The 17047-nt window shown below is 41.1% G+C and carries 13 protein-coding genes; 9 read left to right on the forward strand and 4 right to left on the reverse strand.

Annotation, left to right across the window (positions count from 1 at the left end; all coding sequences use genetic code 11):
- Nucleotides 1-137: 137 nt before the first annotated feature.
- Genes ACX0HA_RS09290 through ACX0HA_RS09300 form a run of 3 tightly spaced genes read right to left on the reverse strand, consistent with a single transcriptional unit; the run spans nucleotide 138 to nucleotide 2075 of the window.
- Nucleotides 138-494 (reverse strand): cupin domain-containing protein, encoded by a 357-nt coding sequence (locus ACX0HA_RS09290; protein ID WP_458844996.1) that lies wholly within the window; start codon nucleotides 492-494, stop codon nucleotides 138-140.
- A 2-nt stretch (nucleotides 495-496) separates the two neighbouring features.
- Complete coding sequence (locus ACX0HA_RS09295; protein ID WP_458844997.1) at nucleotides 497-1123, reverse strand: alpha/beta hydrolase; 627 nt, start codon at nucleotides 1121-1123, stop codon at nucleotides 497-499.
- Between the two features lie 16 nt (nucleotides 1124-1139).
- Nucleotides 1140-2075: a ring-cleaving dioxygenase gene (locus ACX0HA_RS09300; protein WP_458844998.1), complete on the reverse strand. Its 936-nt coding sequence runs from the start codon at nucleotides 2073-2075 to the stop codon at nucleotides 1140-1142.
- A 243-nt stretch (nucleotides 2076-2318) separates the two neighbouring features.
- Here ACX0HA_RS09300 and ACX0HA_RS09305 point away from each other — a divergent pair, with 243 nt between their 5' ends.
- The 6 genes from ACX0HA_RS09305 to ACX0HA_RS09330 all read left to right on the forward strand — a co-directional run bounded on the left by ACX0HA_RS09305 (nucleotide 2319) and on the right by ACX0HA_RS09330 (nucleotide 7236).
- Nucleotides 2319-2897: a Crp/Fnr family transcriptional regulator gene (locus ACX0HA_RS09305; RefSeq protein ID WP_458844999.1), complete on the forward strand. Its 579-nt coding sequence runs from the start codon at nucleotides 2319-2321 to the stop codon at nucleotides 2895-2897.
- A 188-nt stretch (nucleotides 2898-3085) separates the two neighbouring features.
- Nucleotides 3086-3826 (forward strand): SDR family oxidoreductase, encoded by a 741-nt coding sequence (locus ACX0HA_RS09310; protein WP_458845000.1) that lies wholly within the window; start codon nucleotides 3086-3088, stop codon nucleotides 3824-3826.
- A gap of 112 nt (nucleotides 3827-3938) precedes the next feature.
- Complete coding sequence (locus ACX0HA_RS09315) at nucleotides 3939-6260, forward strand: hypothetical protein (RefSeq protein WP_458845001.1); 2322 nt, start codon at nucleotides 3939-3941, stop codon at nucleotides 6258-6260.
- A 110-nt stretch (nucleotides 6261-6370) separates the two neighbouring features.
- Nucleotides 6371-6589 (forward strand): hypothetical protein, encoded by a 219-nt coding sequence (locus ACX0HA_RS09320; RefSeq protein ID WP_458845002.1) that lies wholly within the window; start codon nucleotides 6371-6373, stop codon nucleotides 6587-6589.
- A gap of 63 nt (nucleotides 6590-6652) precedes the next feature.
- Nucleotides 6653-6874 carry a hypothetical protein gene (locus tag ACX0HA_RS09325; RefSeq protein ID WP_458845003.1) on the forward strand — a complete coding sequence of 74 codons (222 nt, stop codon included), beginning with the start codon at nucleotides 6653-6655 and terminating at the stop codon, nucleotides 6872-6874.
- Nucleotides 6875-7002: 128 nt separating this feature from the next.
- Nucleotides 7003-7236: a hypothetical protein gene (locus tag ACX0HA_RS09330; RefSeq protein WP_458845004.1), complete on the forward strand. Its 234-nt coding sequence runs from the start codon at nucleotides 7003-7005 to the stop codon at nucleotides 7234-7236.
- 82 nt (nucleotides 7237-7318) lie between these two features.
- On the opposite strand, the gene ACX0HA_RS09335 is transcribed toward ACX0HA_RS09330, so the two are convergent.
- Nucleotides 7319-8218 carry a helix-turn-helix domain-containing protein gene (locus ACX0HA_RS09335; RefSeq protein WP_458845005.1) on the reverse strand — a complete coding sequence of 300 codons (900 nt, stop codon included), beginning with the start codon at nucleotides 8216-8218 and terminating at the stop codon, nucleotides 7319-7321.
- Nucleotides 8219-8489: 271 nt separating this feature from the next.
- Here ACX0HA_RS09335 and ACX0HA_RS09340 point away from each other — a divergent pair, with 271 nt between their 5' ends.
- The 3 genes from ACX0HA_RS09340 to ACX0HA_RS09350 all read left to right on the forward strand — a co-directional run bounded on the left by ACX0HA_RS09340 (nucleotide 8490) and on the right by ACX0HA_RS09350 (nucleotide 17044).
- A complete protein-coding gene (locus ACX0HA_RS09340; RefSeq protein ID WP_458845006.1) occupies nucleotides 8490-8903 on the forward strand; it encodes a hypothetical protein in 414 nt (137 codons plus the stop codon).
- A 116-nt stretch (nucleotides 8904-9019) separates the two neighbouring features.
- Nucleotides 9020-9451: an ester cyclase gene (locus ACX0HA_RS09345; RefSeq protein WP_458845007.1), complete on the forward strand. Its 432-nt coding sequence runs from the start codon at nucleotides 9020-9022 to the stop codon at nucleotides 9449-9451.
- 219 nt (nucleotides 9452-9670) lie between these two features.
- On the forward strand, nucleotides 9671-17044 hold the full coding sequence (locus tag ACX0HA_RS09350; protein ID WP_458845008.1) for a T9SS type A sorting domain-containing protein: 7374 nt from the start codon (nucleotides 9671-9673) through the stop codon (nucleotides 17042-17044).
- Nucleotides 17045-17047 lie beyond the last annotated feature (3 nt).

The raw sequence follows: 17047 nt of genomic DNA on the forward strand, positions 1-17047 counted from the left end.
TTTTAAGAATCTGTTAAAGTTAATAATTTTATAGCTGATTGCAAAGGATGCCCGGTGTAAGAATTGTTATCAGGGAATAATGAGAAAGGGCTGCTCATCACAGCCCTTCTTAAAAAAACCAAACTACCAACCAAAAATTATAATGTTACAAATACCGATGATCTAACTGCATCGGTAACATTCTTTGTTTTATGTCCTTTACCCGTGGTGTCTTCGACCAAAAGCACTTTTCCTGCACTGAAGGTTCGCTTATCGCCCAGGGAAGTTTCAATCTCTATTACACCATCCATAAGCAGTATGTACTGTCGGGCTGGGGCATTATGAAAATCATAATCATATTGTTCGATTACTTTCCTGAAAATAATGTTGCCTGCTTTTTGCGCTTCTGACAGGAAACCGATCTCGCCACCGTCATTCAACGGGATGCTGATATCTTCAAAATGGCTGTCGCCATTGGCATCGGCATAGATGCGTGTCACTGCAAACGATTCCATTATCAGAAATTTGAGGTTAACCATTCGGCAGACAGCTTTACATCGTCCATGGTCAGGTTATGGCCTGTTGGCAGGTCGTGAAAATCTACCTTATATCCCCTGTCTTTCAACAGCTGCACATATTTTGGTGTTGCAAACTGTGGGATGGTAGGGTCGGCCTTACCTGAACTGAAAAATACCGGTTTGCATTGTTGTGCTTTGGCCGCATCTTCGATATCAGTAAAGGGTTGCATAGGACGATACAATATCGCTCCGGCCAAAAAGTCGGGATATTTTACCAGCGTTGCTCCTGCAATATTGGCTCCGTTAGAGTACCCAAGGGCAATAACCTTAGTACCATCAAAGCCTTCCTGAACGGCAGCAGCTTTTATAAAAGCCACAAGCTCATCAGTTCGGAAATCAAGATCCTTTTCATCAAACACACCCATGCCTAAACGTTTAAAGAAACGGGGCATGCCGTTTTCGCTTACATTACCGCGTACGCTAAGTAGGTTATAGGCAGTGCCAAAATTTGTAGCAAGCGGTAAAAGGTCGTTTTCATTGCCCCCTGTGCCGTGAAGCAGCAGTAGGGTATAAGCATCGGGATTACCCGATGCTTTGTATATATATATTAATGGCTGAAAATCCATATTGTTTGATATTAAATTAATTAACAGGTACTAAATGTGCTTCGATATCTTCCCTGCGAGACTCATATTGCGGAGGCAGTTTAAGCCCTTTACCAAGGTCTTCAAGCGCTTCGTCTACAGTAAAGCCGGGATTGTCAGTTGCAATTTCAAACAATACTCCTCCCGGTTCCCTGAAATACAGTGAGTGGAAATACTGCCTGTCTATCTGTGGAGTTATGCTAAGTCCTGCTGCGGCAACTTTTTCACGGAAATGCATCAGTATCTCATCGTTTTTAACCCTGAAGGCCACATGATGCACTGAACCATTAGCAACATGCCCAAGCTTTTCAGAGGGAAGCTCAACCAGGTCTACAATTGCAGCCTGATCTACGGCATCGGTAGCATAACGATAACGGTTTGACTCCTGAGATACCAGTTTGTAACCAAATATGTCGGTCAATACACCTGCTGTACCTTTAATATTGTTCAGCGTAATGGTTACATTATGGAAACCTCTTGTTGCATGTGCTGCTTTAACTTCATCGGTTTCCCATGGTTTGCGGTCATCAGCCTCCTGTTCTATAAGTTCCAGTTTCAATCCGTCCGGGTCAAGGAAGGTCAAATACCTTTCGCCAAATTTCACAGCCGGTTTGTTGTAGATCACATTGTATTTCTCAAAACGCTCTATCCACCATTCAAGGCTCCCTTTTGGTACTGAGTAACCAATTTCAGTTGCCATACCTGAACCTCTCCTGCCTTGCGGTATGCCTTCGCCCCATGGGAAGAAAGTCAGGATTGTTCCGGCGCTTCCAACTTCGTCACCAAAGTAAAAATGGTAGGTTCCCGGGTCGTCAAAGTTTACCGTTTTTTTAATGAAGCGTAAACCTAAAATGTTAGCGTAAAAATTGAAGTTCCTTTTTGCATCACCTGCAATAGCTGTTATGTGGTGTATGCCTAAAATTGTATTTTCCATGATATATATGTTTTAATTTGATAGTGTAAAATTACTCTTCATCACAGGCCTGTACATTGAACTGGGACAAGAAAACAAATTATATTGTTTGCAAGAGTTATGCCTATACCGGAAATACTGTATTTCAGCGATATTATTTATATCAGGTTACGATATACGGTAAATTGATAGTATTTCAACGATATATAGTAGGTCGTGATATTGCATACATTTAATATATTTACATTAAAATATATCATATATATGTTTGACAACTTTATAACCTACCTGACCAGTAAAATAGAACTGACTCCCGATGAAATTGCCAGAGTGGAGCAGGTATGCCGCCTTAAGAAACTGCGCAGGAGGCAATACCTGTTACAGGAAGGCGATGTGTGGCACTATAATGCTTTTGTGTCTAAGGGGCTGGTGCGCACGTATCGTGTAGACGATAAAGGTATAGAACATATTTTTCAGTTCTCACCCGAGAACTGGTGGGCAGGTGACAGGCACAGTTACATCTATGAGGAACCTGCCAAATTCAACATTGAAGCACTGGAAGACAGCGAAGTGATACTGATCCCTAAAGGCGATTTTGAAGACCTGCTCGAAGAGATACCCAAGTACAGTACATTTCACCGTAATTTACTGGAACGAAGTATTGTTGTATTTCAGAACCGTATACACATGAGCAACAGTTATACTGCCGAAGAAAAATATAATGAGTTTTTAAGGATGTACCCTAATATAATAAACCGTGTACCACAGCACATGATCGCATCCTATGTAGGTGTATCGCCCGAAACGCTGAGCAGAATCCGAAATCACGCTGCTAAAAAATAACCCTATAATATAGTATGTAACTCCTGAAGAAATTCGGGAGTTTTTTTGTTGACATAGATCAAGAGTTTTTTCTGCTTTGGGTCAATGTTTTGAGGAGGCAGTTGGTTGCAACTTTGTAACATAAAAACCAACGAAATGGTCGCTCTTCAAAAACATAAAAATCATTAATAATTTAATTACTTATTATCATGTCAACTTTAGTAAATAAAACAGCATTAGTAACAGGCGGAAGCCGCGGAATAGGAGCAGGAATTGTTAGAAGGTTAGCCGAAGACGGTGCCGATGTAGCTTTTACCTATGTATCAGGAAAAGAACAGGCAGATGCCCTTGTAAAAGAAATTGAGGCTTTAGGCCGTAAAGCAGTAGCAATTCAGGCCGACAGCAGAAATGCAGAAGCTGTAGCAGCTTCGGTAGAAACTACTGTAGCAACGCTTGGTAAATTAGATATACTTGTAAACAATGCAGGTGTTGGCTCTTTTGGACCACTTGACACCTATAAGCTCGAAGATTATGACAAGACTTTTGATATCAATGTAAAGGCAGTATTTGTGGCAATTCAGGCAGCTGTAAAACACATGGTAAGCGGAAGCCGCATCATTACTATAGGCAGTACCAATGCTACCCGTATGCCGTTTGAAGGAGGTTCTGTTTATGCAGCGAGTAAAGCAGCCGTACAGGGTATGACCATGGCATTATCAAGAGATCTTGGGCCATTAGGTATCACGATCAATAACCTGCAGCCGGGCCCTGTAAATACCGACCTTAATCCTGAGAATGGTGAGTTTGCCGATTTCCTAAGGACACAGCTTCCGGTAGGCCGATATGCACAAACATCTGAGATTGCAGCATTTGTTTCTTTTCTTGCAGGCCCTGAGGCAGGTTATATTACAGGAGCCAGCCTGAATATTGATGGTGGTTTTAAAGGTTAATTCCTTAACTCTATAATTAAACAGAGGACAGCTTAGGGCTGTCCTTTTTTTGTTTAGTTTCTTACAGAATATCTATATTTGATGCGCAATTCCAACTAAACCTTACTACGCAATGAAACATCTTTCCATATTTTTAAAGTCGGTTTGGCTTAATATCGGCGGAATCCTTTCGGTTATCGCTATTTATTACCTCCTAATTGTTATAGATCAGGGCATCGATGTAGTGCTGCAGTCGGGAGAAAACCTGTCTCCGGCTATATGTACCATTGCAGGCTGCATACTTTGGGCTGTCATCTTGTGGTATAGCGGACGTATGCTTAGTTATATCAAACAACAAAAACGATATGATAAGAATCCGGTAGATATAAATACTGTCGATGCCCGACAGAAAGCGCAAATTATATTTACTACCCGACTGCAAAAGCACATGCCAAGGCTGATCGCGTTTAACTGTTTTGTGTGCCTTCAGGCGGCCATCATTAGTTTGCCAACGGCTACACCTACACTTGACGGGTGGATGCTGATACTCTTTATTTTAGTGCATAATGCGTTTTATTTTTTGCTGAATGCCTCGGTAAAAGCCGGTGCAGCACGATGGAAACGCATTGTAGCGATCACCTTTATGGTGTTTTATAGTATCCTGATCATAACATTTATAATGAAGTGGGCTGTAGGAGATGTTTCCGGCGGAACCAACAGGCATATTTTCTGGCTGTTCTGTTATATGCTTATTTTCTTTTTTCTGGAATGTATTGCAGTTGTCTTTTTCATAAAAAGAAGGGAACGCATAGATAGGGAAAAAGCGATCGATGATTCGTTTCCTGATAACCGAATTACCAGGATAATGAGTTTCCTGAAGATAAGGGAAGATTTTATTGGAGCTGAACAATGGGGTTTTAAGTTTTTCACCTGTTTTGCCATCATTGCAGCGGGAATGTACTTTTCGGGAATATTCTCAATTTATGTTTCCTGCTTTATGGGAGCTTTAGCTTTTGCATTGCTGGCTATGGGAATTATCATTGGGTTGTCGAATATCATTACAATGGTCAATATCCGTACAAGGGTAAACTTTTTCCTGTTCATTTATATATGGGCATTTTGCGTGGGAAGCGTTAAAGACCCTTATCATGTTCGTACGATTAAAGCGAAAGAAGACTTCAGTTATGCTGCCATCAGGCCATCGACAGATAAATACCTGAATGACTGGTTTTATAGGCGTATGAAACTGATTGAAAACAGTGCGGCATATAAAAACAATCCAGATAAGAAGTTTGATGTTTATATAGTACTGTCTGACGGTGGAGCATCGAGGGCAGGGCAGTGGTCGAGTAGTGTGTTATGCGACCTGCAGGATAAAAGCGTACAGCTTGATCCTGAGAATACCTTTAAGGATCACCTTTTGTGTCTGGCAGGAGCTTCGGGTGGAACCATAGGTAATACGGCATTTTATTCGCTGCTGAAGGCAAATGAAGAAAAGCCGATACATGATTACCGCAAATACAGCGACAGCTTTTTTGAAAAAGACTTCCTGACCTTTACATTAGGCAGAATGCTTGGGCCTGATATTTTCCAGTATATCATTCCGTTTTGTTTTGATAACCGTGCAGATGCACTTGAACGCGGATTCTCTGAAAGTCCTGCCGAAGGCGATGTACCACAAAAGATCGATACACTAATACCACATTTCTATAACAGGCCGTTGTCTAAGGTTTACGATTATTCAGGGAGCCTGCCATTATTATTCATCAATGTTACACAGGTAGATAACAGCTATCCGGGTGTGATAAGCCCAATTATACCTAAAAGGGAAAAGCAGAAATGGTACCGTACTGATGTATTGGAACTGGTAGACAGCCTGAAAAAGAAAGATACCAAAACGGATATCCGTTACAGTACTGCTGCTGCGTTGAGTTCACGTTTCCCGTTTGTATCGCCGGCAGGTAAGATACACGACAGGTATTTTGTAGATGGTGGTTATTATGATAATTCAGGTGCAGGCACTACACTTGAGTTTTTACAGCAATTGAGAGTATATCTTGCCAGTAAAAAAGGAACTCCTGCTTATGACAGGTTTACCTACCATATATTACACCTGACGAATTCTGATACCAAGAAAAAACCGTCAGGAAGGATACATCCACTGACCAACGATCTTGCGACACCGTTGCTTACCGTACTGAAAACATCGGATACCGGAACCGGTTTTGGTAATGATGTATTAAAAGAATATTTCAGGGAGAATTTCAATAAGGATACGGTTACTTCTTATATTAATTATAGTTTATATAAGACAAAGTTCAGGAAAGGGGAGAAGGAAGACATGGCCTTCCCGATGAGCTGGGTAATATCTGAATATCACCTGAAACGCATGGTTGATACGCTCCAAAGAGAACACCGTATCAATAAGGATAAATTTGAGTTCCTGAAAAAGTAATGTGGATAAGGTGTTTATAATGAGCGATTAATTTAATAAAAAATTAAGATTTTCCTATATTAAAAAAATTACTTTTGCCTCTATCACTAATCATTTAATAGGAAAACACCATGAAGATTACATTTTTAAGAAGCATGCTTATGGCTGCTGTACTTGTTGGCGGACTTAGCCTTACATCATGTAAAGACAAAGCTACAACGGAAACTGAAACAGAAACAGAAACTACAATTGATGGCGATACTGCTACAACAGTTACTGAAACTGAAGTTGATGCACCGGGTGCGGCACACGATACTACAGTTACTGATACAGTTACTAAAGTACATTAATATAAAAGGCAGCTTTAGCTGCCTTTTTTGTTTAACCAAATCACAAACATTAAAACCTTATTTATGAAAGCTACATTTTTAAGAAATGCATTTATGGTTGCAGCTCTGGTGGGCGGACTTAGCCTTACTTCATGTAAAAAAGAAACGAGTGAAACCACTGATACTGAAACCACAGTAATCGATGGAGATACAACTTCGGTATCTGAAACTGAAGTGGTTGATGAGACTGGTGGAAAAGATACTATTTCGGTTACCAAGGATACAGTAACAGTTAAGAAACCATAAAAAAGGGCAGCTTAGGCTGCCTTTTTTACTACTGTTAATTAGGCTTTCTTTAATATACTGCTAAGAAAACCACAACATTCTAAGCCTTACCTTTACATAATGGCAAATGCCAACTAAAATAAAGGCTTATGAAAACTTCATTTTTAAGAAATACCCTGTTAGCTTCGGTAGTACTTACCGGGCTTAGCCTCACTTCTTGTAAGGAAAAAACAGAGACCGAAACTACCGAAACCGAAACACTGGAAACTACAGAGGGAACACAAAGCCCAATTGATACTGTAGTTACTGATAACGATACCATTATTGATACTGGTGATGCCAGCAAGCCTAATGGCAATCCTGTGGGTACACAGGTACCATAGGCTGCTCACAATTATTGTAATGAAGAAAGGACGACTCTGTAAAAGATTCGTCCTTTTTATTTCACTGTCAAGAGGTTAAGTATTAACTTCTGAATGATGAAGGTGTGGCATTGGTAAACTTCTTAAAGAAGTGGTTAAAATGCGCTGATTCATCAAAGCCCAATGCATAGCTGATCTCAGAGATATTCCAGTCGGTATGGCGTAGCAGCGCTTTAGCCTCGCTTAGTAAACGCTCAAAAATATGGTCGGATGTTGTTTTGCCTGTAGTCAGTTTTATGGCACGGTTAAGGTGGTTAACGTGTACGTTTAGCTGTCCGGCAAAGTCTTTGGCACTGCGTAGCGAAAACTGTTGCGATGGTGACTCTATAGGAAACTGCCTTTCGAGCAATTCGGTAAATACGGCCGTAATGCGTGAATTGGCATCGATATGGGTATATAGCGTTTCACTCGGGCGTAATTTTATCGAATAATGCACCATTTCCATAATGTAATTTCTTATCAGGTCGAACTTGAACTGGTAATCTCCCTGCATCTCTTCAATTGTCTTGGTGAATACATTGGCAATGTAATCATACTGACTGTCGTCGAGTATATAACCAGGACTTGCACCATGCGCATACATGGGCAGGTCTTTAAGGCTGCCACGCATGTGCTCGCTAAAAAAGGCATCCCTGAATATACAGAAAAAACCTGTTGAGGTAGGTGTAATAGCCTCAAATGTATAAGGTACTGTAGGGTTAAAGAACAACAATACATTTCCGTTTACTTCAAGGCTCTTGTCGGCATAGTGATAGATGTAATGCCCGCGTATGAGCGCAATCTTGTAATAATCCCTTCGGGTATACTTTATCGGTTCCTTACCGGGACCGGTACAATCTTCATGTTTAAAAACATTAAAGTGTCCCAGGTCTTTTTGAAGGCCTTCCGGCATCCAGTTGAATTTTTGTTTGTATAAATCTTCAAGAGTTTCTGTCCTTGCCATGATTTACAGTGATTTAGATTGTTTTTGTGATTGATTTTGTTTTACAAAAGTAATCTGTCAATCACCATAAAGGTATGTAAAAAGCAAATGAAAGATTGCGAAATTCAAACAATTTATAGCGGCGAATTTGTGGTTACTGTTTGAAAAACACAAACATTGGTTTGATATCGGTAAAAGAGATGAGATTCAGGGACAGTAAATTTGCCCTGTAACCCAGATGAACTATATAATGATATGACACACTTCAGCTCTATAGCAAACCACCTGTACCATGTATAATCTTCATTATCATATCTACAGATTACCCCAGCCCAACATTCACAAACAGGGATGGTATAGCTTTTGTCTCATCAATACTGCTCAGCAAAGTTCACTACTTTTATTAGATCCGTCTACCGCTGAAATGCCTGAAGGCCTGGAGGAAGGCCTTATCTTTTCGATAAAAGAAGACCAGCTGCCACAGCAGGTAAACGAGAGCCTGAAACAATTTCCGCTGTTTTATCAAAACGGGCACGGGCCTTTTCCGTTAGGCAAGATCCAAAAAGGCGATGTAAGCTGTCTTTTTGAAAAGATAGCATCGCAGATCAACACTACTTATATGTATAAAGATTACCTGCTGGCTAACCTGGCGTTGCAGATTATCCATTTTGGCATCAAACATTTTGGAGCTGTAAAAGCGGTATAAAAAGGTTGTTTGATTTTCATAAGCAATACTTTGTTTTATACAATAACACAGGTGTTTTCTCTAAGTAGTTTTGTATCGTCGAAAAAATAACTGTTCCAATCAATACATAAGGCAAAATGAGAAATGAAAGAAATGCGGCAGTGATACAGGAGTTGTATGCTGCGGTAAACCAAAGAAACTTTAAATACCTTAATACATTATGCGATGCCGGCAGCGAATGGTTTGACATTCCTTTTAACAGCACCGCTAAAGGAGAAACATCGATTACCATTGCGTGGCTAAACAGGTTCTCGATTTTTCCTGATGCTACCTGCGAGATCAAAAACCTTGTTGCCCATGATAACTATGTAATCGTGCAGGGAGTCGAAAAAGGTACACACGAAGGCATGTTCACTATATATGAAGAAGAGATACAACCTACAGGCCTTCCTGTTGAGGTAGGGTTTTGTGATGTATATTATATGAATGAAGGAAAGATAGTGAAAGCAAATTCTAACCTGGATATCTACGCTCTTTTCAGCCAGATCTATGGCGATTGTGTAGCCTAAATCCAACTCCCAACATATATCTTAAGGCCGCTTTACAGCGGTCTTTTTTATTTAAAAACATCAGAATTATTCTATTTGTTTTTTTGTTGTTATATATTAGATAATCAGTGTTTTAAAGGGTTTAATTAACAGAGTGTTATATTTTATTTAACAATAAAAATTATACAGAAATTCTGATTATCTTCGCGCTTTATTTAAATGCCAATTAAACCAAACTACATGATAAAAAAACTACTCTTATTTTTTGGAGCGCTCACACTGCTTTCATCAAATGTAAATGCCCAAACGCCTAATGCGAGCGGAGTATTATTCGTAAACCAAAATGTTGTTGGAGGTACGCAATCAGGAAATTCGTGGGCCAATGCCCTGTCTGAAGCTGCTGATGCATTTAAAGCCGCCAGGCTTTTAAATGATATTACCCCGGGAACTGTAACCCAAATATGGGTTGCCGGAGGTACTTATAAACCAAAGTTCAGATGTGATAATCTTAACAGTGCAATCCCCTCTGATAGGTACAATGCTTTTGTTATGGTTCCAAACGTTGGGGTTTATGGAGGCTTTGCAGGAACGGAAACTACATTGGCAGCCCGCGATTTGTCAATTACCTCAAACGCTTCTGTTTTAAGTGGGGATTTAAATAGTGATGATGGAGCAAATTTTTCTAATTATGGAGAGAATGCACATTGGGTAGTTATTGCGGCAGGTTCACTGGGACAGGCCACATTAAGTGGATTTGTAATAAGTGGAGCTAATCAGAATAGTCCTGCGAACACAACAGTAAACGGACGACCTATCTATAATGGCGGAGGCCTTGTTTTCTCAAGCGTAACCTTAAGTATTGATAATTGCATCTTTAGATTTAATATGGGTTCGGATGGAGGTGGTATGGGAGGCGTCCATGGCACCCTTACCGTTACTAATTCATCTTTTGAAAACAATAGAGCCAGTAACACTGGGGGAGGTTTTTATATAATTAATGATGGTTACGGCGATGCCGTACAGCATAATGGCATTTTTACCAATTGCAGATTCGTCAACAATATTTCTACGACAAATCAGATTAATTCAATACATTATGATGATGGAAATGGTCCCGGTATCGTATTTACCAATTGTACTATTTATGACACAGCCACCACAGGTAGAGCCATGCACTATACAAAAGACAATTTTGGAAGCGAGCCTAAATTTAGAAATACCATCTTTTCAATAAATGGAGTACAGGATTTAATGGTTTCTCCACGTATAAATGAGGTTATATTCCAAAATTGTATAACTAACAAAACTTCATTTGGGAACAATATCAGCACATTAAACAACATAGTATCTTCAGATCCCCTTTTTACTGATGCAGCCGGAGGAGATTTTACACTTCAGTCAAACAGCCCTGCAATTAATGCAGGTAATTCAGTAGTATTTTCAGCAGGACAAACACCCGATCTATCGGCTATAACAACAGATTTAAATGGCAAGGACAGGATTGTCAACAGTATTGTTGATATAGGTGCTTATGAATTCGGAATGGGTGTGACATCGGTAAAACAGGATGTATTATGTTACAATAATACAACCGGGTCGATAGCTACTACTATTGTAGGGGGTACACCTCCATACTCGTATTCATGGAATACTACACCGGTACAAACAACACAAAACATAACAAGCCTAACCGCAGGAACATATACAGTAACGGTAACCGATGATGTAGGTTTAACCGCTACACATACTGTTACAATTACACAGCCTGCTGCTCCTACTGTTACAACACAAAATGTGACTATTACCCTTGATGTAAACGGTACAGCTTCAGTTACTCCTGCACAGGTATATGTCGGATCTTCTGATAATTGCGGGATTGCATCGCTTGTACTCGATAAAACAAGTTTTACATCAGCTGATACTGGGTTTAATGAAGTTACCCTTACTGTTACTGACAACAATAATAATGTGGTAACTAAAAAAGCTATGATAACTGTAGTCCCTCAGGATATTACAGTTAGCAACACCACAGGACAATGCGGGGCTGTAGTTAATTATACAATGTCCCATACAGCGCTTCCTAAAGTTTTAATTCTTGGAAGTGACACTACAGATAATTTGCAGGACGTTCAAACTAAGATATTGGCATCAGGTCAGTTCAGTGTAGTTGATATGATAGACACACGGTCCACGACTCCGACACTAACAACAGTAAACCAATATAATGCAGTATTAGTGTATCTCAATTATTTTGTTCAAAGCCCGGTTGCTCTTGGCAATGTGCTGGCACAGTATATTGATGGTAAAGGTGGTGTTGTTGATGCATTACGTACCAACAATTCAACTCTTATTGCCGGTGCTTTTAATACTAATGTTTATCGTGTAGTTAATACCACTAATACTTTTAATAGCAACATTGTATCTTTAGGAACTATCGATTTACCGACACATCCTCTAATGAACGGAGTAACATCTTTCATTAACGGGCATTATGCTATGCCAGCCATATTAACTCCGGGAGCTTACGGTGTTGCAAGGTACACAGATAACAATTTTCTGGTTTCGGCGAAAGAAAATGTTGGGCCCGCTAATGTAAAAAGGGTATCTCTGAACTTTTCCCCGCCTTCATCTGATGCGCAATCATATTATTGGGATTCAGCTACAGATGGTGACAAGTTAATGGCAAATGCGCTTAGATGGGTAAGTAATTTGCCAATAAGTAACCAAACTGCCGGTTTAGCCAGTGGAAGTATATTTCCTGTAGGTACTACAACCAATACTTTTGAGTTTTACGACAGTGATAATGTTTTACATACCTTGTCATTTGATGTTGTAGTGAATGACACGGAAGATCCTGTTATTACCTGCCAGGCAGATGTTACAACTACAAGCTGTGACGGTACATTTACATATACAGCACCTACTTTTAGTGATAATTGCACAGGGGCGACTATAGCCCAAACAGCAGGACTGGCTTCGGGAGATGTTTATCCTTTAGGGCAAACAATAAACACATTTGTAGTAACCGATGCATCAGGCAATACCGCTGCATGCTCTTTTACAGTTACACGTGATGACGACTTGTCATTTACGGCATCGCAGGTAGACCTGATATGTTATGGAGATACAAACGGATCGGCTACTGTTACTGCTGCGGGGGGAAAAATGCCATATACTTATCTTTGGAGCAATAGTCAGACTACAGCTACTGCCACAGGCCTTGCAGCCGGAGATTATGATGTTACCATAACCGATGATAATGGTTGCGAACTGATTAAAAATTTTACAATTGAACAACCTGATGCTTTTGTGAAAACACCTTCACAAATAGATGTAAAATGTTTTGGCGATGCTACAGGCGAAGCGACCATAAATGTTACAGGCGGAACAGGAGCCTATACCTATCTATGGAGCAACGGTACTACTGCAAATACTATTACAGGTCTTGCAGCCGGTAATTATACTGTAACGGTAACCGATGCCAACCTGTGTACAACAATACAAAGCTTTACTATCACACAGCCTGCAGCTGCACTTACTGCTACTGTAGGAAATCAGGATGATATTCTATGCCACGGTGAAGCAACCGGTGAGGCAACCGTAAACGTAACAGGAGGAACAGGAATTTATACATACAGTTGGAATACTACTCCGGTACAGACAACCGACACAGCTACAGGTCTTGTTGCAGGAACATACATAGCAACGGTAACTGATGCAAACAATTGTATGACGACACAATCTTTTACAATAAATGAACCATCAGCTATTACAGCCTCAGCAGGAATTCAGGAAAATGTCCTTTGCCACGGCGAGGCGACTGGCGAAGCAACCGTAAACGTAACAGGTGGCACAGGTATATATACTTACAATTGGGATACGACCCCTCTTCAGGTTATGCCTACTGCCACAGGTCTTGCAGCCGGTACATATACAGTAACTATAAATGATGCTAATATGTGTGTAACAACACAGTCATTCACGATTACTGAACCTGCATCATCACTAGTTGCTACAGCCGGAACACAGGTTGATGTACTTTGCCACGGCGAAGCGACAGGTGAAGCAACTGTAAACGCTACAGGTGGAACAGGAGCTTACAGCTATAGCTGGAACACTACTCCGGCACAGACAACTGCTACGGCAATAGATCTTGAAGATGGTACGTATACCGCTACAGTAACCGATGCTAACGGATGTATTGCAACACAGTCATTCACAATTACAGAACCTGCAACTGCACTAGTTGCTACAGCCGGAATACAGGTTGATGTCCTTTGCCACGGCGAAGCGACAGGTGAAGCAACTGTAAATGCTACAGGAGGAACAGGAGCTTACTCTTATTCATGGAATACTACTCCGGTACAGACAACTGCTACGGCAATAGATCTTGAAGATGGAACCTATACCGTAACAGTAACTGATGCTAACGGATGTAGTGCAACACAATCATTCACGATTACAGAACCTGCAACTGCACTAGTTGCTACAGCAGGAATACAGGTTGATGTACTTTGCCACGGCGAAGCGACCGGTGAAGCAACTGTAACTGCTACAGGTGGTACAGGAGCTTATTCTTATAGTTGGAACACCACTCCGGTACAGACGACTGCTACGGCAATAGATCTTGAAGATGGAACGTATACCGTAACGGTAATTGATGCTAACGGATGTACTGCAACACAGTCATTCACTATTACTGAACCTGCATCAGCACTAGTTGCTACAGCAGGATTACAGGTTGATGTACTTTGCCACGGCGAAGCGACCGGTGAAGCCACTGTAACTGCTACAGGTGGTACAGGAGCTTATTCTTATAGCTGGAACACCACTCCGGTACAGACGACTGCTACGGCAATAGATCTTGAAGATGGAACCTATACCGTAACGGTAACTGATGCTAACGGATGTACTGCAACACAGTCATTCACTATTACTGAACCTGCATCAGCACTTGTTGTAACAGCAGGCCCACAGGTTGATGTCCTTTGCCACGGCGAAGCGACCGGTACAGCTTATGTAAACGCCAATGGCGGAACAGGTTTCTATACTTACAGCTGGGATACCACTCCCGTACAGACAACTTCTATGGCAATCGGCTTAACAGTAGGTACCTATACAGCAACGGTAACTGATATCAATGGATGTCAGGGTACACAAGCCTTTACGATTACTGAGCCAACAGCATCTCTTGTTGTAACAGCAGGAACACAGGTTGATGTCCTTTGCCACGGCGAAGCGACCGGTGAAGCCACTGTAACTGCAACAGGTGGAACAGGAGCTTACTCTTATAGCTGGAATACCATTCCGGTACAGACAACTGCTACGGCAATAGATCTTGAAGAAGGAACCTATACGGTAACAGTAACTGATGCTAACGGATGTACTGCAACACAATCATTCACCATTACTGAACCTGCGACTGCAATGGCATTTACGCCAAATACAACCCAAACGGATGTATTATGTAACGGGCAGGCAACAGGATCTGCTACAGTTGCCGTAAACGGCGGAACCGGAGCTTATACTTACCTATGGAGCAACGCAGCTACTACAAATACTATTACCGGCCTGACTGCCGGAATTTATACTGTCACAGTTACTGATGCCAACGGATGTACACTAAACAACAGTTTTACTATAACACAACCGGCAGCACTGGTTGCTACAGCCGGAACCCAGGTCGATGTTCTTTGCCATGGTAATACTACAGGTGAAGCTACTGTAAATGTAACAGGAGGAACCGGAGCATACACCTACAGCTGGGATACTACTCCGGTACAGACTACAGATACTGCTACAGGACTTGCAGCCGGTACTTATACGGTAACTGTGACTGATGCTAATAGCTGTACAACAACACAATCGTTTACTATTACACAACCTTCACTGCCACTGGCTACAACGCCTAATACATCACATACCAATGTTTCTTGTTTTGAAGGAACAAACGGTTCGGCTACTATAGCTGTAAACGGAGGGACTGCGCCTTATACCTATCTTTGGAGCAATGGACAGACTAATGCAGTTGCAACAGGACTTACAGCAGGTACATACTCTGTTGATGTAACCGATGCTAACGGGTGTACATTATCGCAAAGCTTTACCATAACTGAGCCAACAGAGCTTATAGCTTCTGCCGGTCCTCAGTCTAATGTGACATGTTTTGGATTTGCAAACGGTGCTGCTGCGGTAAACGTAACCGGCGGTACAGGAGTCTACAGCTATAGCTGGAACACGACACCTGTAAGAACTACACCTTCAGTAACTGGGCTTGTACCGGGCAGCTATACTGTAACTGTTACAGATGCAAACCTTTGTACAACGACACAATCGTTTATCATTACAGAACCGCAACAGCTTACGGCTGCCATAAACACCTATACTGATATACTTTGTTACGGTGCTGCTACAGGATCGGCAACGGTTGATGTTGCAGGCGGAACCCTGCCTTATACATACCTGTGGAACAATGGGCAGGTTACTGCTACAGCTACACAGCTTACAGCAGGAGCATATACTGTAGTTGTAACCGATGCTAACGGCTGTCAGGTAAATGTAAGTGTAATCCTTACACAACCGGCTGCACCGCTACACCTTACTGCATCTCAGGTAAATGTAGATTGTGCTTCAGATGCTGATGGCTCTATCACGATAAATGCTACCGGAGGTACTGCACCTTATACTTATGCATGGACACCGGCAGTAAGCACTACCAATTTTGCTGATAATTTAGCGGTTGGAAATTATAATGTAGTGGTTACCGATACTAACGGTTGTTCAGATATAAGATACCTTAGTATTATGGCACCAACTGCTGTAACAGGATACTTTACAGTTACCAATGCAGATTGTTATACGACAGGTTCTGCAATTTTACATGCATCAGGTGGTGTTGCGCCATATACTTACCTATGGTCTAACGGGAACACGACACCTAATTTGACAAATGTTCTTCCTGGAACTTATACAGTTAGCATAACCGACACCAACGGTTGTTCATATACATTGAGCACCACAATAAACGGTACAGCACCTATAATAGTTACTTCTGCACCTCAAGCGGTTATTGTAAACGGAGGAGAGACTGCTGTATTTACAGTAGAGGCTCAAAACGTATCATACTATCAGTGGCAGGTTAGTACAGACGGAGGGCAAACATTTACAAGCTTAAACTCTGGAGGCTCTATGCCGGGTTACTATGGTGTGGCAACAGCTACCCTTACTGTAATGAATGCATATTATGCGATTAGTGGATATCAGTACAGGGTAGTATTGATGCAGCAAAACGGATGTTACATCTTGTCTGATGCAGCAGTGCTAACTGTAAATCCTCCTATCGTTGGAGTTGACGATATCAAGCATATAGGAATGGATATTTATCCAAATCCTGCTTCACACGATGTGTTTGTTAAGATCCCTGATTTTGCATCTCATCAAAACATAGTATTAACTATGTACGATCTTAATGGCAGGCTCATTAAAGAGAATAAAATTGTATCTGAAATTCACAAAATAGATGTTTCAGGATATGAGTCGGGTATATATATCATAACAATTATTTCCGACACCGCCAGAACAGATAAAAAGCTTATAGTCAATAAGAAACCATAATAA

Source organism: Flavobacterium hauense, from assembly GCF_054457175.1.

What these genes read in the sequence shown, in the direction of transcription:
- ACX0HA_RS09290 (WP_458844996.1), bottom strand. Translation starts at nt 494, where the DNA reads ATGGAATCGTTTGCAGTGACACGCATCTATGCCGATGCCAATGGCGAC.
- ACX0HA_RS09295 (WP_458844997.1), bottom strand. Translation starts at nt 1,123, where the DNA reads ATGGATTTTCAGCCATTAATATATATATACAAAGCATCGGGTAATCCC.
- ACX0HA_RS09300 (WP_458844998.1), bottom strand. Translation starts at nt 2,075, where the DNA reads ATGGAAAATACAATTTTAGGCATACACCACATAACAGCTATTGCAGGT.
- ACX0HA_RS09305 (WP_458844999.1), top strand. Translation starts at nt 2,319, where the DNA reads ATGTTTGACAACTTTATAACCTACCTGACCAGTAAAATAGAACTGACT.
- ACX0HA_RS09310 (WP_458845000.1), top strand. Translation starts at nt 3,086, where the DNA reads ATGTCAACTTTAGTAAATAAAACAGCATTAGTAACAGGCGGAAGCCGC.
- ACX0HA_RS09315 (WP_458845001.1), top strand. Translation starts at nt 3,939, where the DNA reads ATGAAACATCTTTCCATATTTTTAAAGTCGGTTTGGCTTAATATCGGC.
- ACX0HA_RS09320 (WP_458845002.1), top strand. Translation starts at nt 6,371, where the DNA reads ATGAAGATTACATTTTTAAGAAGCATGCTTATGGCTGCTGTACTTGTT.
- ACX0HA_RS09325 (WP_458845003.1), top strand. Translation starts at nt 6,653, where the DNA reads ATGAAAGCTACATTTTTAAGAAATGCATTTATGGTTGCAGCTCTGGTG.
- ACX0HA_RS09330 (WP_458845004.1), top strand. Translation starts at nt 7,003, where the DNA reads ATGAAAACTTCATTTTTAAGAAATACCCTGTTAGCTTCGGTAGTACTT.
- ACX0HA_RS09335 (WP_458845005.1), bottom strand. Translation starts at nt 8,218, where the DNA reads ATGGCAAGGACAGAAACTCTTGAAGATTTATACAAACAAAAATTCAAC.
- ACX0HA_RS09340 (WP_458845006.1), top strand. Translation starts at nt 8,490, where the DNA reads ATGTATAATCTTCATTATCATATCTACAGATTACCCCAGCCCAACATT.
- ACX0HA_RS09345 (WP_458845007.1), top strand. Translation starts at nt 9,020, where the DNA reads ATGAGAAATGAAAGAAATGCGGCAGTGATACAGGAGTTGTATGCTGCG.
- ACX0HA_RS09350 (WP_458845008.1), top strand. Translation starts at nt 9,671, where the DNA reads ATGATAAAAAAACTACTCTTATTTTTTGGAGCGCTCACACTGCTTTCA.